Consider the following 24,047-nt stretch of genomic DNA (forward strand, 5'->3'; position numbering starts at 1 on the left):
AATATGGTATTATTATGTTATCCATACAAATTAATTATGGAGGTGCAGAATTTGGACTTCAAAGATGTTAATATCTGGTTGATGCTGGCCAGTGATAAAAATATCACGAAAACGGCTGAACACCTCTACCTTTCTCAGCCAGCACTAACTAACCGAATTAAAAAAATGGAAGCAGAGTTTAATACTCCCCTCCTGATTCGCAGCCACAGCGGTGTCCAATTTACCCCTGCTGGTCAAAAAATGATTCGTCACTGTCAAATTCTAAAAAATGATTACGCGACAATGCAGTCCGATTTATTTAGTAACGTGGATGAATTACACGGTTCGTTAACCATTGGCGTTACGTCCATCTTTGCGCGCTATCGATTGCCGGAAATTCTTAAAAGCTATCTGGCACAGAATCCCCAAGTTAAAATCAGCGTCCGAACTGGTAGAAGCTGGGATGTTTATCCACTGCTGAAAAACCAGGAAACTCCCGTGGCAATTTTACGTGAAGGCTATGCTTGGAACGACGGCAAACAGCTGCTCACTGATGAACCGCTCTGTATCGCTAGTCGGAAAGACCTGGATTTCGATGATTTAACCCACAGTGATTATGTACAATACAAAACTGACCCCTACTTAAATGATCAAATTTCCCATTGGTACAACGAACGCTTTTCGACTTTACCTTCTATTCGAATGACTGCCAGTAACATTGATACTGCCTTAGCTTTTGTTAAAGCTGGCCTTGGGTGGTCAATCTTTCCGCAAATTGTTTTAGATCATTTTGACGGCTACGTCCGCCCGCTAACTTGGCTCAGTGGCCGTCCTTTTAACCGCTCCACTTGGTTATGCTACTACAAGGAAAGTTTACTCTCACCGGTGATTTCTAGTTTTGTGAATTACGTTGAGCAAGCTTATCAGACTGATGATAAAGAGAAGTGAATTCACTTTTATATTGCCTAATCAGGCTACAAGAAGGCAGCGACCTGCACACAAAGGACTCCCACCCAAAACCCAAGTTCGGGGATTGTTCACTTTTCTATTGCCTAATCGGGCTACAAGAAGGCAGCGACCTGCACACAAAAGGCTCCCACCCAAAACCCAAGTTCGGGGATTGTTCACTTTTCTATTGCCTAATCGGGCTACAGAAGGCAGTGACCTGCACACAAGAAGCTCTCAACAGAAACACCCCAAGTTCGGGACTGTTCACTTTTCTATTGCCTAATCAGGCTACAAGAAGGCAACGACCTGCATACAACAAGCTCCCACCAGAAACCCAAGTTCGGGGTTCCCGGTGGGAGCTTGTTGTATTACGGTCGCTTAACGCCTTCCTTGCGCACCTTAACCTATTGACCCCTCCATCTCAAAACTAATCAACCGGTTCAGCTCAACCGCATATTCCATTGGTAACTGCTTCGTAAATGGTTCCACGAAGCCCATAATAATCATTTCAGTAGCCTTTGATTCCGAGATTCCTCGAGACATCAAATAATACAACTGTTCCTCAGAAATCTTGGAGACCTTCGCTTCATGTTCCATGGCCACGTTGCCATTATAGATTTCGTTATACGGAATCGTGTTTGACGACGACTGATCATCCATGATAATTGTGTCACATTCCACGTGGGCCTTTGAGCCGTCGGATTTTTTAGTAAAGCGCACCGTTCCACGATAGTCGGTAGAACCGCCCGTTTTAGCAATTGATTTCGAAACAATTGAACTCGACGTGTTTGGCGCGTTATGAATCATCCGCGCACCAGAATCTTGGTGAATGCCGTTAGAGGCCACCGCAATGGAGAGCATGGTTCCACGCGCGTTAGCGCCGTCCAAGTAGACGCTTGGATACTTCATCGTGACCTTTGAACCCAGGTTACCGTCGACCCATTCCATCGTGGCGTTTTCCTGAGCAGCAGCCCGTTTGGTTTCCAAACTATACACGTTGTTTGACCAGTTTTGAATGGTGGTGTACCGGCAGTAGGCATCCTTTTGAACGTTAACTTCAACCACCGCTGCGTGCAAACTATCCGATGAATAGTTCGGCGCGGTACAGCCTTCCACGTAATCCACCCGGGCGCCTTCGTCCACAATGATCAGCGTCCGTTCAAATTGACCGGAGTTTTCAGCGTTCAACCGGAAATAAGATTGAATTGGTGTCTTGGTTTGAACACCCTTTGGTACGTAAATGAACGACCCACCGGACCAAACGGCACCGTTCAATGCGGCGAATTTATTGTCAGTCGGCTTTACCAACTTGCCAAACCACTTCTTGAACAGTTCTGGGTATTCCCGCAATGCCGTATCGGTATCGGTAAAAATAATCCCCAGCTTTTCAAAGTCGTTTCGCATATTGTGGTAAACCACTTCGGATTCATACTGTGCTGATGAACCCGCTAAGTAACTCCGTTCCGCTTCAGGAACCCCTAAACGATCAAAGGTTTTTTTCAAATCTTCAGGCACATCATTCCAATCCCGGTATTTCTTATCGGTCATTTTTTGATAGTACAACATGTTCTTTAAATCAAGTTCGCTTAAATCCGGACCGTAATCCGGCATTGGCAGCTTTTTATATGCTTCATAAGACTTTAAACGGTAGTCCAACATCCACTTTGGCTCATGCTTTTCAGCCGAAATTTTACGGACCGTTTCTTCCGTTAAGCCACGGCCCGTTGAGTAAGCTGGCTTAATGTCGTCGTGAAATCCGTATTCATAATCCTTATCGTTGGCGACGATGTCTGGGACACCCTCTGCGCCTGTTCCTTTTGCCATCTGCTAGTCCTCCTTCTCGGAATCGTCAATACTGCCATCTGGTTGTTTTAACAATGCTCGCTGTAATGCCCACCAAGAAAGTGTCGCGCACTTAATACGGGCCGGAAACGTCATGACGTTGCTTAAAATAGCGGCATCTTGGAGTTCATCTAAATCCGCCTGGGGATGTTTTTTACCCATTACCATGTCAGAAAAGGTTTTAGCCATGTGCAAGGCTTCTTCCTTAGACTTCCCCATGACGGCATCCGTCATCATGCTGGCGCTGGATTGACTGATGGTACAGCCCTCCCCGGTAAAGCCAATGTCTTTGATATTATCTTTATCATCCAGTTCAATATCCAAATTAATCACGTCACCGCAGGTTGGATTCTTCAGCGTGATTTTATGGGTGGCATCCGGTAACGCGTGCTTGTGATGCGGATGATCTGAGTGATCCAAAATCACTTCTCGATATAAATTATTTAGTTTCTCTAGACCCATGATTGAAGAACTCCTTTGTTTCTTGAAGTGCCACGAGCAGGCGATCCGCATCTGCTTGGGTGTTATACAAGTACAGACTAGCACGGGCGGTAGCTGTTAGTCCAAGATATTCCATCAACGGCTGTGCGCAGTGATGACCGGCACGAACCGCCACACCCTCCATGTCCAACGCGGTGGCCACATCGTGAGGGTGCAGATTTTCAAGGTTAAACGCGATCACACCCGTATGCTTAGCTGGATCCTGCGGTCCGTATACCTGCACGCCATCAATGGCCTCCATCTTCGGTAGTAAGTAGTTCACTAATTCTTGTTCGTGTGCTTGAACCGCTGACATCCCAATCTTAGTGAGATAGTCAACCGCGGCACCTAATCCAACCGCACCGGCAATGTTTTGAGTACCGGCTTCAAACTTATAGGGCAATTCAGCCCAGGTTGATTTCTGTTGATGAACGAAGCCAATCATTTCACCACCATACTGGTAAGGCGGCATGGCTTCCAGCAGCTTTCGCTTGCCGTATAAAATGCCGATGCCAGTGGGTCCCATCATTTTATGACCCGAAAAGGCGTAGAAATCAACGTCTAAGTCGGCTACATCCACCGGCATGTGCGGCACTGATTGAGCACCGTCACCAACAAATATGGCGCCGTGCTGATGCGCTATTTTAGCCAGTTGCTTGATTGGGTTAACGGTTCCCAGCACGTTTGAGGCATGGGCTACCGCGACGATTTTCGTTTTATCGGTAATTAACTGCTTTGCTTCGTCTAAGTCAAGTTCCCCATCAGCCGTTAAATGAATGTATTTTAACGTCGCGCCCTTACGAATTGCCAGCTGCTGCCACGGAATTAAATTACTGTGATGTTCCATGATTGAAATGACGATTTCGTCACCAGCAGACACGTTGGCTTCCCCATAAGTACTGGCAACTAGGTTCAGTCCATCCGTACAGCCCTTAGTGAAGATCACTTCTTCTGGTTCCGGAGCATTAATAAACTGTTGCACTTTCCGGCGGGCTGCCTCGTAATCAGCAGTTGCCCGTTCAGCTAAGGTGTGCACCCCACGGTGAACGTTAGCGTTATCCGTTTGATAAAAGTGCGTTAAGGCTGCAATTACTTGGTTGGGGCGTTGTGCTGTGGCGGCGTTGTCCAAATACACTAGGCGTTCGTCGTTGACCTTTTGATCTAAAATCGGAAAATCACTCATTATTTTACTTAAAGTGCTGTCCATCTTCTAGCTTCCTTTCAATCACGTCAATCATTTCTTGACGAACCTCTGGCAACGGAATCTCTTCCAGCACGGCCCCTAAGAATCCTCGAATAACCAACCGCTGTGCCAATTCTTTATCGATCCCGCGGCTCATCAGATAGTACAGCTGATTTTGATCAACTTGACCAACACTGGCCGCGTGCCCAGCGATAACGTCGTCTTCATCGATTAACAGGATTGGGTTAGCGTCACCATGCGCTTGATCTGACATCATGAGTACCCGGTTTTCCTGCTCCGCGTTGGCACCGGAAGCACCGTGGATAATGTCACCGATTCCGTTAAAAATCAGTTCGGATTTTTCTAGCAGCACACCACGTTGTGAAATGTTAGCGGTCGTGTGCTTTCCACGGTTCACTACCCGGTTATTGATCCCGTTGGATTGATTACCGGTAGTGATGGCAATCACTTTGGATTCAGAATGAGCACCCTCACCGATTAATTCACTGGTGATGTCACCCAGGGTGTTTTGATCATTAACGATCCCAATGGCCCAGTCAAAGCGGGCATCGCGACTGAGGTTAGCACGCCGGTGTAAAACGGAATACGTGTTTTTACCCAATTCGTCCACGCTGGAAAAGTGGACGTGACTATTGGCACGACTCAGAACCTCCACCATGCAGTGTGCTGCGTTAGTTTCGTCACCTTTGGTGTTCAAATGCTGAATGAAGGAGAACTGACTGTTCTCTTCAGCAATGATCAAAACGTGTGAAACCATGGCTTGTTTAACCGTACTATCCTGAATTAAATAAGCTTCAATTGGTTGCTTGATTTCAACGCCCTTGGGAACGTATAAGAAAACTCCGGAATTCAAAAAAGCTTGTTGGTAGGCGGTCAATTTATTTTCGTTATATTTGGTGACTTTATCCATAAAGTACTTTTCAGTCAATCGTGGATGTTCGCGAAAAGCACTGAAAATATCGGTTAAAATGACACCCTGATCCGCCAGTTCGTCTGGTAAATTCACGGCAACGGTGGTTTGCCCCACCTGAACAAACCGAATCTGGTTATCCACCTGAGGTAAATCATCAGCAAGGTGCTTGTCGCTGCGCCTGAACTTCAACTCCATATCGTCCATTAACGGCCAGCGGTGAAAATCGTAACGCTGCATCTCAGGCAAAGCCAAGTCCTGCATGGCATCAATCGCTGCGAGGCGACGTTCCACGAACCAGTGTGGCTCGCCGTGCTCGTTAGCAGCACTTTCCACTGCGGTTTTTATTGCTTCATAATCTTGAACGGCACTTTTCAAAACGACCCTTCCTCTCTAACGATTGTCGTCAACCAAGTTAACTTTTAATCCTAATTCATCACGCAAACCGGCGTAACCTTCACTTTCAAGTTTCTTAGCCAATTCCGCGTCACCGCTTTTTACGATTCGGCCGTCCATCATCACGTGGACAACATCTGGCACAATGTAGTTCAAAAGGCGTTGATAGTGGGTAATAATCAGTGATCCAAAGTCATCACCGCGCATTGAATTAACACCCTTAGCAACCACTTGCAAGGCATCAATATCAAGGCCGGAATCAATTTCATCCAGCAAGGCAAAGGATGGTTTAATCATTAATAATTGTAAAATTTCGTTCCGCTTTTTTTCACCGCCAGAGAAGTCTTCATTCAGGTAGCGTTCAGTCATTTCTTTACTCATATCCAGTAAGTCCAAGTTCTTATCCAGTTCCTTTAAGAAGGCCATGACGGAAATCTTGTCATCTTCTGGCCGACGGGCGTTGATTGCTGCCCGCAGGAACTCGGCGTTGGTCACACCCTTGATTTCAGCCGGATATTGCATGCCTAAGAACAGGCCCTTACGTGCCCGTTCGTCAACCGGCATGTCCAAAATACTTTCACCGTTTAAAATAATATCGCCCTGGGTCACGTGATAAGTGCTGTTACCCATAATGGTCTGGGCCAACGTTGATTTACCCGTTCCGTTAGGCCCCATAATGGCATGGATCTCACCGGTGTTCATCGTTAAATTAACACCCTTTAAAATTTCTCGGGTTTGACCCTTATCTTCTTTGACCGTAACGTGCAGATCTTTTATTTCAAGTGTCGCCATATCAATCATCCTCCACAGATTATTATCGCCGGAATATGACCTGAACCGATACGACCAATTATTCCAGTGCGAATATTGTTCACTACATCTCAGATTATAGTATTTTTCTCATGCTATTCAAAGTAGGCATTTCCCTTATACATGAAAATTTCATATTATGTGATATTATAGGTGACAAGATATTCTTTATTGAATAAGTATTTTCAACTGATATCTGAATATGATCAAAGCAACTTGAAGGGGCGGTCGATAAACATGCAGCATTTTCTAATTAAGCAGTTTAATGGCCTTGATGACGCAACTGTACAGCGCCTGCACAGTTTGGGGTTACAGGTAGGCAGCGACGTTATGGCCGTGCGCTTTTACCCCTTTCATGGTCCGGTCATTATTCAGGTTGATCACCAAAAGATCGGTATTCGATACCGCGTCTTTAAAAAACTCACGGGAGGTGAATCATCTTGACAACTGTTGCCCTGCTTGGAAACCCGAATACCGGTAAAACGACCCTCTTTAACGAGCTGACCGATAAGTACGCTTACGTGGGAAACTGGACCGGTGTCACCGTTGAAAAAAAGGTTGGTCAAATTCGCCACTCCCAGACCAAAGTCATTGATTTACCAGGGGTTTATTCCCTAAATCCCATCACTAAAGATGAATCGGTGGTCACTAATTATTTGCTGCAAAACTCCCCTGACTTGATTCTAAACGTGACTAATGCCAGCCAGTTAAAACGTAATCTGCTGCTTTCTGTAGAGGTACTGGAGCTAGGTGTTCCCGTGATCATTACACTGAATATGATTGATGATTTAAAACGCAGCGGCCACTACTACAACCTTAAAACCCTGTCAAACGAACTGGGCTGCAGGGTTAGAACGAGCAACGCCCGAAATAAAGAAGGCTTGTCGCAAATCAAAGCTGATCTAGTCTGTGACCAAAGTGAAATCAAACCGAATTCACCGTTAAAATTAAACTATCCAATGATGGTTAAACAAGCGATTCGGCAGGCTGGCACTTCATTAACAAACGATTATAAAATTGACAGCAAGTTTGCTCACTGGCTTGCAATCCAGTACATTAATGACAATAAAGTTGTTCGAAAGTACGCCCTCAAACATCACTTGAAACCGCTTTTATCACAAAAAGCGTATTATGATGCCCAAAAGTTTGCCGATCAGATTTTTGAAACCCGGCTGTCCTTTATCGAAGCTACCTTGGCAGCAGCTACTGAAACATTACAGTCAACTAAGCACGTGGCAATGACTTCTAAAATCGATAAAATCGTGACTCACCCTATTTTAGGACTGCCAATCTTCGTGGGAATTTTTTTCTTGATGTTCAAGCTGTCCTTTGACTGGGTTGGCACCCCTGTTTCAGCCCAACTAGATAAGCTCTTGTCAGGACCCATTTCTACCTGGGCGAACCAGTTTCTGACCCAGGTTGGCGCCTTGCCGATGCTGCGCTCACTGATTGTTAATGGCTTAATCGCTGGTGTTGGCGGCGTACTGGTCTTTATCCCCCAGATTTTCGTGCTGTTCGCCTGTATTTCAATTTTGGAAGACTCCGGCTACATGGCAAGAGCAGCGCTGGTAACCGACCGCATTATGGAAATGATTGGCTTGAACGGCAAAGCGTTCATTCCGTTGATCATCGGTTTTGGCTGCAACGTCACTGGTATCATGGCCGCGCGAACCATTGAACAGCCAAAAGAACGCCTGATCACCACGCTGATCTCGCCGTTTATGAGCTGTTCAGCGCGGCTTCCCATTTACAGTCTGTTCGTGGCTGCGCTGTTTCCCCGTCATCAGGCACTAATCGTACTCTCCCTTTATTTTTTGGGCATCATCGTGGCCCTGCTGATGGCAAAGTTTTATCACATCCTCTTCAAAGCAAAGGAACATTCCGTCTTTATTGTGGAATTACCGCAGTATCACATTCCGCGGCTGGACATTGTCTGGCACGGGACCTGGGATAAGGGTAAGGGCTTCATCAAAAAAGCCGGCACCATTATCTTTGCCGGCACCGTCCTGATTTGGCTACTTTCAAACTTCGGCATTCACGGTTACGTCACTCAAATCGATCAGAGCTTTGCGGCTAATCTAGGACAAATCTTGTTACCCGTCTTTAAGCCCATTGGAATTGCAACTTGGCAGCCCATCAGTGCCCTATTGACAGGTGTTTTGGCGAAAGAAGTGATCAGTTCCAGTATGATGGTCCTGTTCCACACCAGTAATCAGGGTGCGCTGATCGCTATGATTGGTGGCAGTTTTACCACCCTGTCCGCCTATGCTTTGTTAGTTTTTATCTTGCTATATATTCCTTGTTTCGCTACAATTGGGACGATCAAATCCGAAACGGGCTCAGTAAAGTGGGCTGCGTATGCCGTTGTTTCCGGTCTATTTATTAGTTACAGTCTGGCCTTCCTGATTTTCCAAATTGGGTCGCTGCTAGTATAAAAGGAGGTCATAAATTATGGGACTACTAATTAATATCATTATCTTTGCCGCTATTTTCGGTTTTGCCGGCTATCAGATCTACCGGGCTGTAAAACGATCGAAGCAGGGTAAATGCGCTGCTTGCGACTACGATTGCGAAGCTAAAAAATTATTAAATAAATCAAAAAAACGCGCAATATAACGTAAAGTGCCCTGAACTTTTTTGTAAAAGTTCAAGGCACTCTTTGTGACCACACAGGAGGAAATCCGTTATGAAACACAGAACAGCCGTACTTGCAGGAGTATTAGGATTATTGTCAATTGGGTTGCTGATTGCTGGTTGCAGCCATTCGCAAAACACCCATAAATCAGCGTCCGTGGCTACCCGAACCGTTATCGATATGGATGGTACCAAGGTTAAAATCCCTAAAAAAGTGAACCGTGTTGCTGACTTATGGCACGCTAATAACCAAGTCGTCATGTTATTAGGCGGTCAAAATAAGCTGGTCGCCACCACTCAGATGATCAAAACCCAACCCTGGTTTAAGACCGTGTATCCCAGTATTCGAAAGGTGAAATCACCCTTTTCCGGTGACACCATGCAAATGGAAGCATTGCTGAAAACCAAACCGGACGTGGTGATTTCCTCTGATCCGGGCCAAATTAAACAAGCACGTAACGCTAAGGTACCGACTGTCAATGCAATGTACCAAAACTTTGCCGGACTAAGGCGCTCTGTCAATTTAACGGCTGACATCCTTGGTGGCAGTGCTCCCAGCATTGCTAAATCATACCAGCGGGACCACACACGTAACTTGGCTGAAGTAAAAAACCAGTTAAAGGGTGTCTCATCACGACCTAAAGTCCTTCACATTGTTAATTCAGCAAACTTAAACGTTGTTGACGGTAAACACACCATCGTAGACGAATGGATCAAAGCAGCTGGCGGTCAAAATGCCCTCGCACAAAACGGCAACATGATCTCGGTCACCACCGAAAAACTGGCCAAGTCCAATCCAGATGTGATCATCGTGGGCAGCACCACTTCCGGTCAAGCGTTGAAGGCGCTGAAGCAAGATCCCGTTTTAAGCAAACTCCCGGCAGTTAAGCAAGGACACGTGTATGGCAATCCCCAAGGGACCTTTCCGTGGGACCGTTACAGCGCTGAAGAGGCTCTGCAAGTCCTCTGGGCGGCACAGAAATTGCATCCCACTCAGTTTAAGAACCTGAACATGACGAAAAAGACTCAGGAATTTTACCAAAAGTATTATCATTATCATTTAACGGCAAAACAAGCCAATTCGATTTTAGCTGGATCAACAGCCACTAAGTAAATTAATAGCATTACTCACCGAACGAATCAGGTTTGATGAGTAATGCTATTTTTAACGGTTGCAGCCCACCACCGACTTTAGTTAGCGTACCCGCTGCCACAAGTTCTCGTCAAAATGGCCAAGTCCATTGGCAGCCAGCGTTTTAAAGTACGCCAATAACTCAATAGCACCACTCTTGCTGATGGATGCAATGGCATTCATGCCAGTTCCTGTCGGTACCACGTTGCTCATATGCGTAATTTCATTACCGTTGACGATTTCAACTTGAGCGCAAGTAATCGTCCACTTGTCCAAAACGTTTGGTGCAAAAATCAAAAAGATATTATAGTCGTCTGATAGGTAACCTGGAATCGCCCAAGCCACATCGTCCAGTGGTTCCGGGTAAAGGTTGCCCTGCATGGCGAATTCTTCAATGTTTTTTTGCGTGGGCACCTTATCTAATACGAATAGTGTATTTTCAAATTCTGGCGTTCCTAATTTGGCCTCTGGTCCGCTCACTGGTTCCTGATTCATCATGGTTCCTCCTAGACAAAGTTTGCCCGGTAATACTGATACTTATTCTTGATTTCCTGCAGTGGCTGATCCATGACGTGCTCTTTCCCGTCGGCATCCAGTTTAAAATGATCGGCAATTTTAGCTGCAAACTGAATTTGTAAGCCTGGCCGCTGGGCAATCAACGGTCGTAAATCAGTAGACATAATTTCAAAGGCTGGCACGATTTCAGGTACTAGGATCTGAGTGAAGTCCTGGAAATTATCGGCCAGCACTTCCGAATAAATATGGTCAGCATATTTTAGCTCGATCTGCTCTAACCGACCAAAATAGTCCAGTTGCGACAAACCCTTTTGGTTTTTGACAATGTGCTGTTCATCGTATTCGTGCGTCAGATAAGCATCCCAATCGCGGTAGGCATACGTTGTCATGCGAACTACCAAATGCCTTCCATCCTTAGTCACATTTGCCGGTACCATACCACCCTTGGGATCGATCAAATACGGTTTAACCAGCTGCTGAGTCACGTAATCATAATAAGTTCCCGGGATCAGTTCTTGATCCTGATCAGCATTATAGAGCTTACCTTCACCATCTAATTCGGGCAGGCCAATTAAGCTCAGCCGGGTCTGATTGACAGCATAGATCATATCCTCTAATTCTTCATCAATATCATCCGTTCTGCTGATCACTTGCAAAACGTGGGTAAACAGCCGCACCAGCTCATTGCGCTCACCTTTCTGGTTAGCGTAAACGCCTAATTGGCGTCCGTATTTACGAGTCTCTCGTTCTAGCTGTTCTTCTAAACGAGTGGTCATCCGCTCAACTTTAACTGGCAAGACGGGCCGATCAAAGGCTTCTCGAGCAACCGTCCGAACGGCTTCACGTAATTTAGGCCGCATTTCAATAAAATCCGGAAATTCAAACACGTTCTGAAAATCATAGTGACCATGAGCATCCACCCGAGATGCATTCAGATTAAAGTTAAATTTATCCAAAAGCGGCTCCTCCATTCTTTCACTTTTGCTTATAAGTGTACTGTTCTCCCCGTAAAAAAACTATTAGGGAAAGGGCGCACTTCTGGTAAATTCAAACTGACAGCTATCATTTGCATGACCAAAAAGGCACATCGAAGAAGAAGTACTTAGCTTCTTTGATGTGCCTATATTTGTATATTGCAAGAGTTAGTTAATGGACCTGTTTGTTATATGAAATTACTGAATATTATACTGTTTAAGATACGTGCTTAACGGTTCCAAATCTTCACCATAGTACCGTTTCTTAAACGCTTCAATCGTAGCTGCATCGAATTTATCTGGATCTAAGGTCAGCTTTTCAACCGGAATTGGCCGCTCGTTAGTCATGCGAACATCGATCAATACCGGCTTACCTGACCGGGAAATCTTTAACGCTTGGTCAAAGGCGTTCGGTACTTCACTGATTTCAGTCACCGTGATGCCAGTCAAACCTTGGGCCTCCGCAATCTGGGCAAAATCAGTTTTCGGCAGGCTGATACCGAACCATTCTTGCCCATCATCTTCCTGCTCATCTTCAATGTAGCCTAATGCCAGATTAGTAAAGACCACGTTAATTACTGGTAATCCGTACGTCACTTCTGTAGCAAGGTCTTGCATTACCATGGCGGCAGCGCCATCACCGGTCAGGTTAAAGACTTGCCGCTGCGGGTAATCCAGTTGTGCCGCGATTGCGCCAGGCAGACCGACGCCCATCGTCGCATACAGGCCAGAGGTGATCCACGGCTGCTTACCGTTAACCTTTAATAACCGCACCGCATTTTGAGTGACATCACCGACATCGATTGAAAAAATAGCATCATCCGTGGCAATACGGTTGATTTCCTTAAAGACTGGTTCAAATCTAAGATCCCCACTGGTGCGATTCATCATGTCGTCATTATACTGATGCCAGTTCGTCACATTATCAACATTAGCAGCATACCACGGTGACGTCGGTGCATCTTCGCCCAATTCTATTAATCGCTGCAAAGTCTGCTTTGCGTCCGCCAAGATTGCCACGTCGGTGTGGTGCCGTTTACCTAGAATTTGCGGGTTGGTATCCACCTGAACAAATTTAATGTCAGGTTTGAACATCGATTCCGCGAACGGATAATTCGACCCTACAAAGAGGATTAGATCCGTCTCTTTCAGCGCTTCGTTGGCCGGTTTCGTTGCCACCCGGCCAGCTGATCCCAGTAAGGCTTCAAAATCATACGGAATGATTTCTTTGCCTAGTGCCGTAGTAATGATTGGCACTTGAAACTTTTGCGCGAAGGTCATCACTTCTGACGCAGCGTTAATCGTTCCCTGTCCAACGTAGATCAGCGGTTTTTGTGCCTGCTGCATCAGCTCTAAGACTTGCTTGATCTGATCATCATCCGGTGCAGCTAATTGTGGCCGTGCAAAGTTGGCAGCTGCGCTGTAATAACCGTCAGCTGGAATCGGCTTATTGGCCAAATCATTGGGAATCGTCACGAAGGCCGGTCCGTGCTGGGCGAACGCTCGCCGGATGGCTTCATCAATCACGTGCGGCAAACTTTCAGCCGTCGTGACGGTTCGAGCGTAAACACCTGGATCATTAAACCACGGATCTTCATCAAATTCCTGGAAGAAGTCCTGATTCATAAGCCCTTGCGGATTTTGGCCGATTAAAAATAGAACGGGCACTTTATCCGCCATCGCGTCATACGCACCTTGATACAAATGCGTCGCACCCGGCCCTGCTGAACCAAACGCCACCCCAATATGCCCCGTTAACTTCGTATCAGCCACCGCCGCCAAAGCCCCCACTTCTTCATGGCGAACGTGGATGTACTTGATCCGTTCCTGCTCCTTGTCTAATGCATACATCAAATTGTTGATCGTCCCACCGGGAATGCCGTAGATGTGATCAACGTGCCAGCTTTCCAACGTCTTAAGGGCTGCAACACCCGAATTAACGGTCTCTGCCATCGCTGTTTCCTCCTCCAAAGAAAGAATAGTAACATCATTTTTCGCTTAACATTTTAAGCGCCATCATCATAAATCGTCGGTGAATGAATATCAATTAACTTGACTTGGTTAAGCTAATTGATGTACCTTTAGCTGGTAAATTGCGACACACTGGGATTCTAGTTAGATTTTAAAGGTTTTACATTGTAAATATACACGACTCAATTTCAGGCAAAATAAAAACACGTCCCCCCTCAAAAGGAGACGTATTTTTATTCTATCCGTCGGTTAATACCGTGGTTTCCTGCGGTAAACAATGTAACGGCGGAAAATGTATTGCCAAGGCAATGTCAGTGCGTGAATCAAACGAGTATACGGGAAGAAACCAAAAATTGCGAAGCCACAGATAACGTGAATCTTATAGATCCACGGCACACTGGCCATGAGCTGCCACTTTGGTTGCAAGTAAAACAGCGACCGCGCCCAGACAGATAAGGTTGATCGGTAATCAAAGTCTGGTAAAAACGGACTGGATAACGTCGATGCCAACCCTAAGATGATGGTGATCAGTAAGGCGACGTTCACTATCAGATCACTCCATGAGCTAGTCACAAATACCCGGACGTTAGTAAAACGGCGGTACGTCAGAATAGTCATTCCAGCTAACGCCAGTAAACCGGCCCCGGTCCCCATCATTAGAGAACCAAACAAGTGATACATTTCATCCGAAATCCCGAAAAAAGCGGTCCACGTTTTGGGAATCAAGATTCCCAGGATGTGCCCGAAGAAGGCTAAAATAATCCCCACGTGGAAGAGCAGACTTCCCACCATCAGCTTACGTTTTTCCAGCATTTCACTGGAAACAGCAGTGATTCCCGCTCTAAACCAGCCAAACCGAATGATCGTCCCGAACACGAACGACAACAGCATCACGTATGGGTAGATCACCCACAACAGGATCGAGCCAAAATTACTCATTTGGAGGCCACCTCCATCTCGACACAGCTGCGCAATTCTTCACGAATCACTTGAATCATCCGGAAGTACGGATCTTCAATATCGCCAGCCGCGTTTTTCAATAATTCATAGGTGCCGTCTTCAATCACTTGAAAAGCCAGCTTCAAATCCTGGCGGCGCTCATCGCCGTCAAAGCTGCCAAAGGCTAGAAATTCCAGCAGCATCGGCAGAAAATCAGCCAACTCGTTACCATCAATGGTCACACCGAACATCTCGTAGAGCATCTTGAGCTTTGCTAAAATTGTGCCGCGTTCCCGGGAATCGGTCATCTTGTAATAGCTCATGTATAAGGTGTAACGCTTATTCATTTCGAATAAATTCGAATAGTGAGCCTGTTGCTGCAGCAAATCTTCTCGCCGCATTTCGTCCACGGCTGCCAACAGTTTTTGCTTCTGCGCGGTTTCCGGATAGTTCTTGACGAAGTCTGCGTAGGCCTCATCACCGAAAGTCTCTTCGCTGGGATAATCGATAAAGCGGGAAAGATCCACGAAGGCATCGGAAAGCGCACGTAATTGTTTAAAATTAATCACGCCAAATCCCCCCATAGAAACTTTCTGCGTAAATCTGGTTGGTCGATTCGCCAGCTTCCGCCTTCTTGAACATCGAACCGTGCTGAGGTGCTAATGAGCAGCCTTCGCATTCGTCGTAGCCTAGGCCACCCTGTTCGCTTTGAACGTCTTCGAACTGCTCCTTGTGACTCTTGGGAATCACGAAGCGGTCTTCGTACTTGGCAATGGCCAGTAAACGATAAAGACTGGTAGCCGTGTTTTCAGTCAACCCAACTCGTTCAAGCTTAGTCGTATCGAAGTCTTTGCCGCTAGTTTGCGCGCGCATGTATAAGCGCATCATGGCCAATTTGTATAATGCACATTTAATGGCATCCACGTTACCGCCAGTCAATAGGCTGGCCAAGTAATCAACGGGAACCCGCATTTCATCAATACCAGGGAAAATCATGTCGGGGTTCTTAATGGAATCACGGCCTTCAAAGTAGCTCATGATCGGTGATAGCGGTGGGATGTACCAAACCATTGGCATGGTCCGGTATTCGGGGTGCAGTGGGAAAGCAATCTTCTCCTCCACGGCCATCCGGTAAATTGGTGATTTCTGAGCGGCATCGATCATTTCTTCGGTGATGCCATCCGCTAACGCCTGTTCAACCACTTCTGGATCGTTCGGATCAAGGAAAAGGCCTAATTGGGCTTCATAGAGTTTACTTTCATCCTCGGTTTCCGCAGCTGCTTCTACCTTATCTGCATCGTACAACATGGCACCAATGTAACGAATTCGGCCCACACACGTTTCGGAGCAGACAGTGGGTTCGCCTTCTTCGATCCGTGGATAACAGAACGTGCATTTTTCGGCTTTGTTGGTCTTCCAGTTAAAGTAGACCTTCTTGTAAGGGCAGCCGGTCATGCAGAAACGCCAGCCGCGGCAGCGTTCTTGATCAACCAAAACGATACCGTCTTCATCACGCTTGTACATCGCACCGGATGGGCATGACGCCACACATGGCGCGTTCAGGCAATGTTCGCACAGCCGTGGCAGATACATCATGAAGGCCGATTCAAAGTTAGCCTTGATGTCCGTTTCAATCTTATCCATGTTGGGGTCCTGCTTGAAGTATTCAGGCGAACCGGCCAAGTCATCGTCCCAGTTAGGACCCGTTTTCAGATTCATGTTCAGGCCGGTGATCTGTGACTTCGCCCGGGCAACTGGCTGGTGTTTGCGTTCCTTGCCAAACAGGGTTTGGTAATCGTAAGTCCAAGGCTCGTAGTAGTCATCCAGTTCCGGCATGTCAGGATTCCAGAAAATCTTGCCGAGGCCGACCTTGTTGATCTTGTTGCCGGCTTTTAGCTGCAGTTTCCCCTTACTGTTTAATTCCCAGCCACCTTTGTAGTGGCCTTCGTCTTCCCAGCGCTTGGGATAACCCACGCCAGGCTTGGTTTCAACGTTGTTAAACCACATATATTCAGCACCTGGACGATTCGTCCAAGTATTTTTACAGGTTACGGAACAGGTGTGGCACCCGATACATTTATCCAGGTTTAACACCATTCCGATTTGGGCTTTAATCTTCATTCCAGTTCACCTTCTTTAACTTGCGAACGTTCACGTATAGATCCCGCTGGTTTCCGATCGGGCCGTAGTAGTTGAAGCCGTAACTTAGTTGCGCGTAGCCACCGACCATTTGAGTCGGCTTAATGTGGATCTGAGTTGGCGCGTTGTGCGAGCCCCCACGGTTACCCGTAATGTTTGAGAGCGGTTCTTGAATTTCCATATCCTGGGCGTGATACATGTACATAGACCCTTCAGGCATCCGGTGAGAAACAACCGCCCGGCAGGTCACGACTCCGTTTCGGTTATAGATTTCCAGCCAATCGTTATCCTTGATGCCGATCTTATCCGCATCCTTAGGACTGAGCCAGACGTTAGGCCCACCACGGAATAGCGTCAGCATTTCCAGGTTGTCGTAGTACATGGTGTGAATATTCCACTTCCCATGAGGCGTCATGTAGCGTAGCGTCAGTTCCTGACCGTCTTCAGCCGGAGCAATCTTGGTATCGGCTGGCCCCATGACTTGCGGCGGCAAGGTTGGCTTGTAGCTAGCTAGTGACTCGCCGTATTCCTGGAAGATTTCATGATCTAAGAAGAACTGCTGACGGCCGGTCAAGGTTCTAAATGGTACCAGACGTTCGATGTTCACCGTGAATGGTGAGTAGCGGTCGCCGTCATGTTTAGATGACGTGAAGATCGGCGTTGGAATGGCTTCAGCGGGCTGAACCGTAATACTCTTGAAGGTCATCTGCTTTTCAGCTTGCCCTGCTGGAATGTCACTGAGCTTTTGGCCGGTAACTTCTTCAGCATTCTGCCATGCCTTCACGGCCACGTGACCGTTAGACGTACTTGAAAGGTGCAAAATGGCTTCACAGACCTTCTTGTCTTCATCCAGCCGTGGGCAACCTGCATTAGTCCCTTGGTCAAAGGTGCCGTTCATATCTTTAAGTTCATCATATTCAGGTGAAACGTCATAGGAATAACCTAAACCGCCGACCTTGCCCCGAGCGTTAGGGCCTAAGGCAACGTACTTGTCATAAACCGCGGTGTAGTCCCGTTTGATCAACGACAGAGAAGGCATGGTCTTGCCTGGAATCGGTTCAACCTCACCCTTCTTCCAGTCTTTGATAACCCCCATCGGCTGGGTGATTTCACCCTTGGAATCGTGGCCTAGAGGCTGAGTCTTCAAGTCATATTGCGGTTCGGCGTAGTACTTCTTGGCCATGTTGGAGAAGGTCTTCGCTAACGTCTTGAACTGCTGCCAGTCACTCTTTGATTCCCACATTGGACTAATAGCCGCGTTAAATGGGTGAATGAAGGGGTGCATATCAGTTGAAGACAGATCTTCTTTTTCGTACCAGGTAGCAGCTGGCAAAATCACGTCGGAATACATTGGCGTTGCCACCATCCGGAAGTCCATGTCGATGACCAGGTCTAATTTACCGGTAATCGTATCGTCGTTCCAAACCATTTCTTCTGGCTTATTGCGTTCGTTAGTCTTCGCCAGTAAGCCGTTTTCGGTGCCCAGCAAGTGCTTCATGAAGTATTCTTGTCCCTTCCCTGATGAGGTGAAGAGGTTTGACCGCCAGATGAATAAACTCTTCGGTGAGTTCTGCTTAGCGTCGGGATTTTCAGCGGCAAAATGCAGTGTTCCCGCTTTCAGTTCTTCAACGACTTTCTTAGCAATTTCAGTCACATCGGTGGTGCCGTACTGTTCACTAAAGGACAGGTTGCTACGGTCGAATTGCGGGTATGATGGCAGCCAGCCCAGCCGAATGGCCAGCTCGTTGTAATCAGCCGTGTGATCGTAGCTGTGTGACGACTTAGCAACCGGTGACTTCAAAGCTTTGTTATCCAGTTCATCGTACTTCCATTGATCCGAAGCAAAGTAGAAGAAGGAGGTTCCGTTTTGTTGACGGGCGCCACCCTTTTGCCAGTCATTAGCAAAGGCAATGGTTGCCCAGCCCTCTTGCGGCCGCAGTTTTTCTTGACCAACATAGTGGGCCCAGCCACCACCCTGAACCCCTTCGCAGCCGCACAGCATCAGGTTGTTAATAATGGCGCGGTAGGTCATATCGGAGTTGAACCAGTGATTGATTCCGGCACCCATTATGACCATGGTTTTACCGCCGGATTCAAGGGCGTTTTGAGCAAATTCACGGGCGATCTGAATCACCAGGCTTTGCTTAACACCGGTGACTTTTTCTTGCCAGGCCGGGGTGTAGAAGCTGTCGGCATCGTCGTAACCCTTGGCGGCCAGTTCGTCATTGTCATCCCGTTTGATGCCGTACTGACTCATCATCAGGTCAAAAACGGTGGTGACGAGATGTTCACTGCCATCCGCGAAGGTTAACTTCTTAGCATTGATGTGGCGCTTCAGCACACCGTTCCCCTGGTTATTAAAAGTTGGGAAATCAACGGTGACCTGCTGTTCGGCATCGATAGATAATTGCGGATCAATGTCGTTACCATCGGCATCTTTCAGCGTTAAGTTCCACTGTTTGCCGGCTTCCCAACGCTGACCCATAGTCCCATTTGGCACCACGATCTTTTGCTGGTTAGCATCGTAGACAACCGGTTTCCACTCGCCGTTTTCGATGACGTCAGCCGTTAAGTCGGAGATCCGCACGAAACGGTCTGAGGTGTAATCCTCACTGTTGGCAGCGCTTGGCTGTAACGTGATCAAAAATGGTAAATCAGTGTATTGCTTCACATAATTGCGGAATTCTGGCACGTCTTTTTCCTGATAGTATTCGTTGAGGATCACGTGAGTCATTCCCTGAGCTAAAGCGGCATCAGTACCAGGATTTGGTGCTAACCAGTTATCAGCAAATTTCACGTTTTCAGCATAATCTGGACTAACGGCGACTATTTTAGCGCCGTGATAACGCGCTTCGGTCATGAAATGAGCATCAGGCGTCCGGGTCAATGGCACGTTTGAGCCCCACATCATGATGTACTGGCTGTTGTACCAGTCGGCTGATTCCGGCACGTCGGTTTGTTCACCCCAGATTTGCGGTGATGCAGGCGGCAAGTCAGCATACCAGTCGTAAAAACTGAGCATTTCGCCACCCAGCAATGAAATGAACCGAGCACCAGACGCATAGCTCATCATGGACATGGCTGGAATTGGCGTAAAACCAGCAATCCGGTCAGGACCATATTTTTTAATGGTGTACAGCAATTGTGCCGAAACCAACTCTAAGGCTTCTGGTCGGTGTACCCGAACCATGCCGCCATGGCCACGAGCAGTTTTGTATGCCGTACTCTTCTCGGGGTCTTCAACAATGCTACCCCAAGCATCAATGGGATTATCATGCTGCTTTTTAGCCTCAACCCATAACCGCCATAATTTACCACGCACATACGGATATTTAATACGAACCGGGCTATATTCATACCACGAAAAACTAGCCCCTCTAGGACACCCACGAGGTTCATAACCGGGCATGTTGGCGCCGCACTCAGGATAATCAGTCGCCTGATGTTCCCAGGTGATGACCCCTTGCTTTACGTACACATTCCAGCTACAAGAACCAGTACAGTTTACACCGTGAGTCGTCCGAACAACTTTATCATGAGCCCAGCGTTGGCGGTACAGCTTCTCCCAGCGGCGATTGTGCTCTTCCAGCTGAGTGAAGGTCCCGTTGAATTTCTCAACGCGGTTAAAAAAGCGGGATTTTTTCACTTTTTACTACCTCCTTGTGTTCGAATTCAATGGTGCATTACTTTCGCGAGAACTGGTGAATTTAAAAGTAAGCCATTTCCCTAATACCAACATTAGCATGTGAATTGTTATACTTCGACTAGGGAAAGTCCTATATTTCGGAGCGTGAGTCCGGGCGTTAAGAGACTGGAGTATAGGGTGCTTCTCCCGTAATACCGCGGCTTTGGCGGTGTTGCGGGAGAAGTCCCCTATATGCAAGTCTCTGCTTGGACGAACGCGTTTAGGCTATGTTATCTAAAAAAGGGTAACCACGTTCCTGCTATAAAAAGTCAAACCAATCCCCCCAGAAAGGAGTCCCCCACATGAACCGTTACGACCGCCAAGAACGCGTCAAAGTCATCGGCAAAGCCGGCCAGCAAAAGCTCACCGCTGCCACCGTCCTCATCGCCGGCGTCGGTGCTTTAGGTAGCTATACTGCCAGCCAGCTTCTGCGTGCCGGTGTTAAACACCTCATTTTGATTGATCCCGACGTGGTTTCTACGACCAACTTGCAGCGCCAAGCACTTTTTACCGAACATGACGTGGCCGATGAACTGTTTAAAGTGGATGCTGCTAAGACTCACTTGCTGGCAATCGACCATACAGCAATCATTGACGTCTATCCGGAGCCACTAAGCCAGTCACATTTGACTGATCTGAAATTTGATCTTGTACTAGATTGTTTAGATAACTTTCGCACCCGTGATTTATTAAACAAAGTTGCTTTGAAACAACAATTTGATTACATCTTTGCCAGCTGTGCCGGTACTTTTGGCAGCGTGATGGCGATATCGCCAACTAATCACCCCTGTTTGAATTGTCTGTACCCAAACTTGGATGAACTGAAGCAAACCGACTGTGACCTGATTGGCGTGAACACGGCATTAATTCCCCTTGTTTCCGGTCTGCAGGTATCATTAGCGCTCCACTATTTGGTTGATAAGATCAGCGTTAATTTTGGCCAGCTCATCACCATCGATAACTGGCAGCTGACTTTTCAAAATTTCAAGATTAAAAAGGATTCGTACTGTCCAATCTGCGGTCAGCAAAATTGGACCATGCCTACTGAACAAAGCAGCGACCAAGTCACCATGCTGTGTGGGACTCAGACCTATTCTGTTAGGATGAGCCGTTCGCCACGTTTAATACAGCTTAATCAGTGGCTGACCGACCAGGAGATTTCGTATCGACAGTTCAAAAGTTTCTCCACATTTCACTGGCAGGGCTATTCAGTCAGTCTGTTTAAAACCGGTAAATTGCTGTTATACGGCGTACCAACCTTGAATGAAGCAATTTCAATCTATCAAAATCTAAAACGGGCCATGCAGTCCGCCATTATTCAGGAGGCGACTTCAAGATGACGACAGCAATGATTTTAACCGTCAGTGACACCCGTGACCTAGCAACTGACAAATCAGGACAGTACTTAGAGGCTACCCTCAAAGCCCACGGTGTCACCGTTTCCGATCGACAGGTTGTTATCGATGACATCGTCGATATTCAGTCGCAATTTCTACAATTTGAACAGCAATCACCCGATTTGATCATCACTAACGGCGGTACAGGAATCGCTCAACGAGACGTCACGATTCCTGCCCTGACACCGTTACTGTCAACCATCGTTGAGGGCTTTGGCGAGGCCTTTCGGCAAATATCATTTAATGAAGTTGGCACCCACGCCCTTGCCTCTCGTGCCTTGGCGGGTTTTAACCAGCGCAATCAGCTTGTTTACTGCTTACCAGGTTCAACCAACGCTTGTCAAACGGCAATGAAAGAACTGATCTTGCCAGAGTTTGAACACCTGGTCTTTGAACGACACAAGTAAAGGAGAACATTATGTTAACTAAAAGATATCCAATTTCAATTAATGAAGCACAGGAAAAAGTCAATCAAATCAAATTACCCATTAAAACGGAAACCATTCCCGTAAAACAGGCAAATCACCGAGTCTTAGCGAAAACAGTCACTTCACCCTACGCCTACCCGCATTTTCGCCGTTCAGGCGTCGATGGTTTTGCGATTCGTGCTGAAGACGACCATGATTTTCCAAAGGTTTTTAAAGTTGTAGGAAACATTCCAGCCGGTGCCACTTTCGACGGTCCACTGGGTGAAAACGAAACGGCGCGGATCATGACTGGTGCTTTCGTTCCCGAAAATGCTGCTAAAGTCATCATGCTGGAAAAAACTAGTGAGATTGCCAACGATCCTGACCACGTAAAAATGCAAAACACCGAAAAGCACAGCAATATTTCGGAAATTGGCACTGAATTTGCTGAGGGCGATGAACTGATTGCCGCTGACAGTGAGCTTAATCCCGGTGGACTGGCTATCCTGGCCGCTTTTGGCATTCGTGAAGTTACCGTCTATAAACGGCCTACCGTAGCCATTATTACCACCGGTTCTGAATTGATGCAGCCGGACGAACCCTTGCAGGCCGGTAAGATTTATAACAGCAATGGTCCTATGATCAAGAACTTAGTTGCCGAGAGTGGCGGTCAAGTTACCAGTTATGAACAGCTAATCGATGATTCTGGTCTGTTGAAAAAATCATTGCAAAAAGCCATCGCCGAAAACGACATTGTCATCACGGACGGCGCCGTGTCAGTTGGCGACTTCGATTTCGTTGGTGACGCGGCCCGCAGTGCAGATGAGCTACTTTTCAATAAAATTAAAATGCGGCCCGGCAGTGTGACCACGGCCTTTGTCGAAAATCACACGCTGGTAATGGCGTTGTCCGGGAACCCAGGGGCCTGCTTCACGGGTTTCTACCTCTACGTGGAACCCGTTTTGCGACGATTTGTCCATCAAAAAACCCGGGTTCGACAGACCAAAGCCGTGTTAGTAGCCCCTTATCACAAAACCAACAATTTCGACCGGGTCCTTCGTAGTCAGTTTCAAATTACCGCTGCTGGCCTGAAAGTCTTTCCCAATGGCTCTGACCAATCCGGAGCTTTAGGCAACCTGCAGACAACAACGTGTCTAGTCAAAATTCCGCACTCAACGGAACCCATCGCGCTAAATACCGAGGTGACAACATGGCTGCTACCCTTCAAATAATTGGCTATAAAAAAAGCGGCAAGACTGCCGTAACTGAAGCGCTGATCAAAGTCCTAAGTCCAAACTACCGGGTGGCTGCCATCAAACACGATGCTCACCAAGCTGCTATGGATAAAGCCGGCACCGATTCCGATCGCTTTGCACGGGCCGGTGCACACAGTGTGATCTTACAGTCCGATAATGGCCTGTTCTTCCACCAAACAGCTGATGCACCAGCATCCGCAGCCGACCTTGCAGCCTGGCTGCCTGATCAAACCGATATTTTACTGATTGAGGGCTTTAAACCCGACCCATTTCCTAAAATTGCGATGTTACGGGCTGTTGATTCACAAGCTGATTTCAAAAAATACCAGCAGATTCAAGTTTTTGCCAGTTTAGCTCCGCACCCTGAAGCCACCCTCGTTGGTTTACCAGCAATCATTGACTGGGTGAAAACCAATATTTTGAAAGGA

At 47.1% G+C, this 24,047-nt stretch carries 20 protein-coding genes and 1 pseudogene; 9 read left to right on the top strand and 12 right to left on the bottom strand.

What is annotated here, in order from left to right; genetic code table 11:
• The first annotated feature begins 51 nt into the window (after nucleotides 1–51).
• The gene (locus JUE95_RS01900; protein ID WP_203648792.1) at nucleotides 52–927 is read left to right on the top strand and encodes a LysR family transcriptional regulator; all 876 of its coding nucleotides are present in this window, start codon (nucleotides 52–54) and stop codon (nucleotides 925–927) included.
• A 399-nt stretch (nucleotides 928–1,326) separates the two neighbouring features.
• On the opposite strand, the gene sufB is transcribed toward JUE95_RS01900, so the two are convergent.
• Genes sufB through sufC form a run of 5 tightly spaced genes read right to left on the bottom strand, consistent with a single transcriptional unit; the run spans nucleotide 1,327 to nucleotide 6,551 of the window.
• Nucleotides 1,327–2,751 carry a Fe-S cluster assembly protein SufB gene (gene sufB, locus JUE95_RS01905; RefSeq protein ID WP_203648793.1) on the bottom strand — a complete coding sequence of 475 codons (1,425 nt, stop codon included), beginning with the start codon at nucleotides 2,749–2,751 and terminating at the stop codon, nucleotides 1,327–1,329.
• 3 nt (nucleotides 2,752–2,754) lie between these two features.
• Nucleotides 2,755–3,231 carry a Fe-S cluster assembly sulfur transfer protein SufU gene (sufU, locus tag JUE95_RS01910; protein ID WP_203648794.1) on the bottom strand — a complete coding sequence of 159 codons (477 nt, stop codon included), beginning with the start codon at nucleotides 3,229–3,231 and terminating at the stop codon, nucleotides 2,755–2,757.
• Nucleotides 3,209–4,456, bottom strand: coding sequence for a cysteine desulfurase (locus JUE95_RS01915; RefSeq protein ID WP_203648795.1), 1,248 nt, complete (start codon nucleotides 4,454–4,456; stop codon nucleotides 3,209–3,211). Before JUE95_RS01915 ends, sufU begins: the two co-directional genes overlap by 23 nt.
• Nucleotides 4,437–5,741, bottom strand: a complete 1,305-nt coding sequence (gene sufD, locus JUE95_RS01920; protein WP_203648796.1) for a Fe-S cluster assembly protein SufD — start codon at nucleotides 5,739–5,741, stop codon at nucleotides 4,437–4,439. Before sufD ends, JUE95_RS01915 begins: the two co-directional genes overlap by 20 nt.
• Before the next feature lie 15 nt (nucleotides 5,742–5,756).
• Nucleotides 5,757–6,551 carry a Fe-S cluster assembly ATPase SufC gene (sufC, locus tag JUE95_RS01925; RefSeq protein WP_203648797.1) on the bottom strand — a complete coding sequence of 265 codons (795 nt, stop codon included), beginning with the start codon at nucleotides 6,549–6,551 and terminating at the stop codon, nucleotides 5,757–5,759.
• A gap of 255 nt (nucleotides 6,552–6,806) precedes the next feature.
• Here sufC and JUE95_RS01930 point away from each other — a divergent pair, with 255 nt between their 5' ends.
• The 4 genes from JUE95_RS01930 (at nucleotide 6,807) to JUE95_RS01945 (ending at nucleotide 10,317) form a co-directional block, all read left to right on the top strand.
• On the top strand, nucleotides 6,807–7,013 hold the full coding sequence (locus JUE95_RS01930; protein ID WP_203648798.1) for a FeoA family protein: 207 nt from the start codon (nucleotides 6,807–6,809) through the stop codon (nucleotides 7,011–7,013).
• Entirely contained in the window at nucleotides 7,010–9,004 is a 1,995-nt protein-coding gene (gene feoB, locus JUE95_RS01935; RefSeq protein ID WP_203648799.1) for a ferrous iron transport protein B, read from the top strand. Before JUE95_RS01930 ends, feoB begins: the two co-directional genes overlap by 4 nt.
• Nucleotides 9,005–9,020: 16 nt before the next feature.
• Nucleotides 9,021–9,185, top strand: a complete 165-nt coding sequence (locus JUE95_RS01940; protein WP_203648801.1) for a FeoB-associated Cys-rich membrane protein — start codon at nucleotides 9,021–9,023, stop codon at nucleotides 9,183–9,185.
• 70 nt (nucleotides 9,186–9,255) lie between these two features.
• A complete protein-coding gene (locus JUE95_RS01945; protein WP_203648803.1) occupies nucleotides 9,256–10,317 on the top strand; it encodes an ABC transporter substrate-binding protein in 1,062 nt (353 codons plus the stop codon).
• An 81-nt stretch (nucleotides 10,318–10,398) separates the two neighbouring features.
• Here the strand turns inward: JUE95_RS01945 and JUE95_RS01950 are convergent, their stop codons facing one another.
• The 7 genes from JUE95_RS01950 to JUE95_RS01980 form a co-directional block, all read right to left on the bottom strand.
• The gene (locus JUE95_RS01950) at nucleotides 10,399–10,830 is read right to left on the bottom strand and encodes a hypothetical protein (RefSeq protein WP_203648804.1); all 432 of its coding nucleotides are present in this window, start codon (nucleotides 10,828–10,830) and stop codon (nucleotides 10,399–10,401) included.
• A gap of 11 nt (nucleotides 10,831–10,841) precedes the next feature.
• On the bottom strand, nucleotides 10,842–11,807 hold the full coding sequence (locus JUE95_RS01955; RefSeq protein ID WP_203648806.1) for a hypothetical protein: 966 nt from the start codon (nucleotides 11,805–11,807) through the stop codon (nucleotides 10,842–10,844).
• Nucleotides 11,808–12,023: 216 nt separating this feature from the next.
• Nucleotides 12,024–13,778: a pyruvate oxidase gene (spxB, locus tag JUE95_RS01960; protein WP_203648808.1), complete on the bottom strand. Its 1,755-nt coding sequence runs from the start codon at nucleotides 13,776–13,778 to the stop codon at nucleotides 12,024–12,026.
• A 267-nt stretch (nucleotides 13,779–14,045) separates the two neighbouring features.
• Complete coding sequence (gene narI / locus JUE95_RS01965) at nucleotides 14,046–14,735, bottom strand: respiratory nitrate reductase subunit gamma (RefSeq protein WP_203648809.1); 690 nt, start codon at nucleotides 14,733–14,735, stop codon at nucleotides 14,046–14,048.
• The gene (narJ, locus tag JUE95_RS01970) at nucleotides 14,732–15,304 is read right to left on the bottom strand and encodes a nitrate reductase molybdenum cofactor assembly chaperone (RefSeq protein ID WP_203648810.1); all 573 of its coding nucleotides are present in this window, start codon (nucleotides 15,302–15,304) and stop codon (nucleotides 14,732–14,734) included. The genes narI and narJ overlap by 4 nt, the downstream gene beginning before the upstream one ends.
• Entirely contained in the window at nucleotides 15,297–16,856 is a 1,560-nt protein-coding gene (gene narH, locus JUE95_RS01975; RefSeq protein ID WP_203648811.1) for a nitrate reductase subunit beta, read from the bottom strand. Before narH ends, narJ begins: the two co-directional genes overlap by 8 nt.
• Complete coding sequence (locus JUE95_RS01980; RefSeq protein WP_203648812.1) at nucleotides 16,846–20,520, bottom strand: nitrate reductase subunit alpha; 3,675 nt, start codon at nucleotides 20,518–20,520, stop codon at nucleotides 16,846–16,848. Before JUE95_RS01980 ends, narH begins: the two co-directional genes overlap by 11 nt.
• 341 nt (nucleotides 20,521–20,861) lie before the next feature.
• On the opposite strand from JUE95_RS01980, the gene JUE95_RS01985 reads away from it, so the two are divergent.
• The 4 genes and pseudogenes from JUE95_RS01985 to mobB all read left to right on the top strand — a co-directional run.
• Complete coding sequence (locus JUE95_RS01985; protein WP_203648813.1) at nucleotides 20,862–21,899, top strand: HesA/MoeB/ThiF family protein; 1,038 nt, start codon at nucleotides 20,862–20,864, stop codon at nucleotides 21,897–21,899.
• The gene (locus JUE95_RS01990; protein WP_203648814.1) at nucleotides 21,896–22,363 is read left to right on the top strand and encodes a MogA/MoaB family molybdenum cofactor biosynthesis protein; all 468 of its coding nucleotides are present in this window, start codon (nucleotides 21,896–21,898) and stop codon (nucleotides 22,361–22,363) included. Before JUE95_RS01985 ends, JUE95_RS01990 begins: the two co-directional genes overlap by 4 nt.
• 11 nt (nucleotides 22,364–22,374) lie before the next feature.
• Nucleotides 22,375–23,595, top strand: a complete 1,221-nt coding sequence (locus JUE95_RS01995) for a molybdopterin molybdotransferase MoeA (protein WP_203648816.1) — start codon at nucleotides 22,375–22,377, stop codon at nucleotides 23,593–23,595.
• A pseudogene (gene mobB / locus JUE95_RS12725) lies at nucleotides 23,574–23,909 on the top strand (molybdopterin-guanine dinucleotide biosynthesis protein B); the annotation flags it as partial. The gene JUE95_RS01995 and the pseudogene mobB, both read left to right, overlap by 22 nt.
• Nucleotides 23,910–24,047 lie beyond the last annotated feature (138 nt).

Source organism: Secundilactobacillus yichangensis (assembly GCF_016861565.1).
In the GTDB taxonomy this organism is placed as follows: domain Bacteria; phylum Bacillota; class Bacilli; order Lactobacillales; family Lactobacillaceae; genus Secundilactobacillus; species Secundilactobacillus yichangensis.

Bases quoted from the DNA above. Each gene is read 5' to 3' on its own strand.
- sufB (WP_203648793.1), bottom strand. From the start codon at position 2,751: ATGGCAAAAGGAACAGGCGCAGAGGGTGTCCCAGACATCGTCGCCAAC.
- sufU (WP_203648794.1), bottom strand. From the start codon at position 3,231: ATGGGTCTAGAGAAACTAAATAATTTATATCGAGAAGTGATTTTGGAT.
- JUE95_RS01915 (WP_203648795.1), bottom strand. From the start codon at position 4,456: ATGGACAGCACTTTAAGTAAAATAATGAGTGATTTTCCGATTTTAGAT.
- sufC (WP_203648797.1), bottom strand. From the start codon at position 6,551: ATGGCGACACTTGAAATAAAAGATCTGCACGTTACGGTCAAAGAAGAT.
- JUE95_RS01930 (WP_203648798.1), top strand. From the start codon at position 6,807: ATGCAGCATTTTCTAATTAAGCAGTTTAATGGCCTTGATGACGCAACT.
- JUE95_RS01940 (WP_203648801.1), top strand. From the start codon at position 9,021: ATGGGACTACTAATTAATATCATTATCTTTGCCGCTATTTTCGGTTTT.
- JUE95_RS01945 (WP_203648803.1), top strand. From the start codon at position 9,256: ATGAAACACAGAACAGCCGTACTTGCAGGAGTATTAGGATTATTGTCA.
- JUE95_RS01950 (WP_203648804.1), bottom strand. From the start codon at position 10,830: ATGAATCAGGAACCAGTGAGCGGACCAGAGGCCAAATTAGGAACGCCA.
- spxB (WP_203648808.1), bottom strand. From the start codon at position 13,778: ATGGCAGAGACCGTTAATTCGGGTGTTGCAGCCCTTAAGACGTTGGAA.
- narI (WP_203648809.1), bottom strand. From the start codon at position 14,735: ATGAGTAATTTTGGCTCGATCCTGTTGTGGGTGATCTACCCATACGTG.
- narH (WP_203648811.1), bottom strand. From the start codon at position 16,856: ATGAAGATTAAAGCCCAAATCGGAATGGTGTTAAACCTGGATAAATGT.
- JUE95_RS01985 (WP_203648813.1), top strand. From the start codon at position 20,862: ATGAACCGTTACGACCGCCAAGAACGCGTCAAAGTCATCGGCAAAGCC.
- JUE95_RS01990 (WP_203648814.1), top strand. From the start codon at position 21,896: ATGACGACAGCAATGATTTTAACCGTCAGTGACACCCGTGACCTAGCA.
- JUE95_RS01995 (WP_203648816.1), top strand. From the start codon at position 22,375: ATGTTAACTAAAAGATATCCAATTTCAATTAATGAAGCACAGGAAAAA.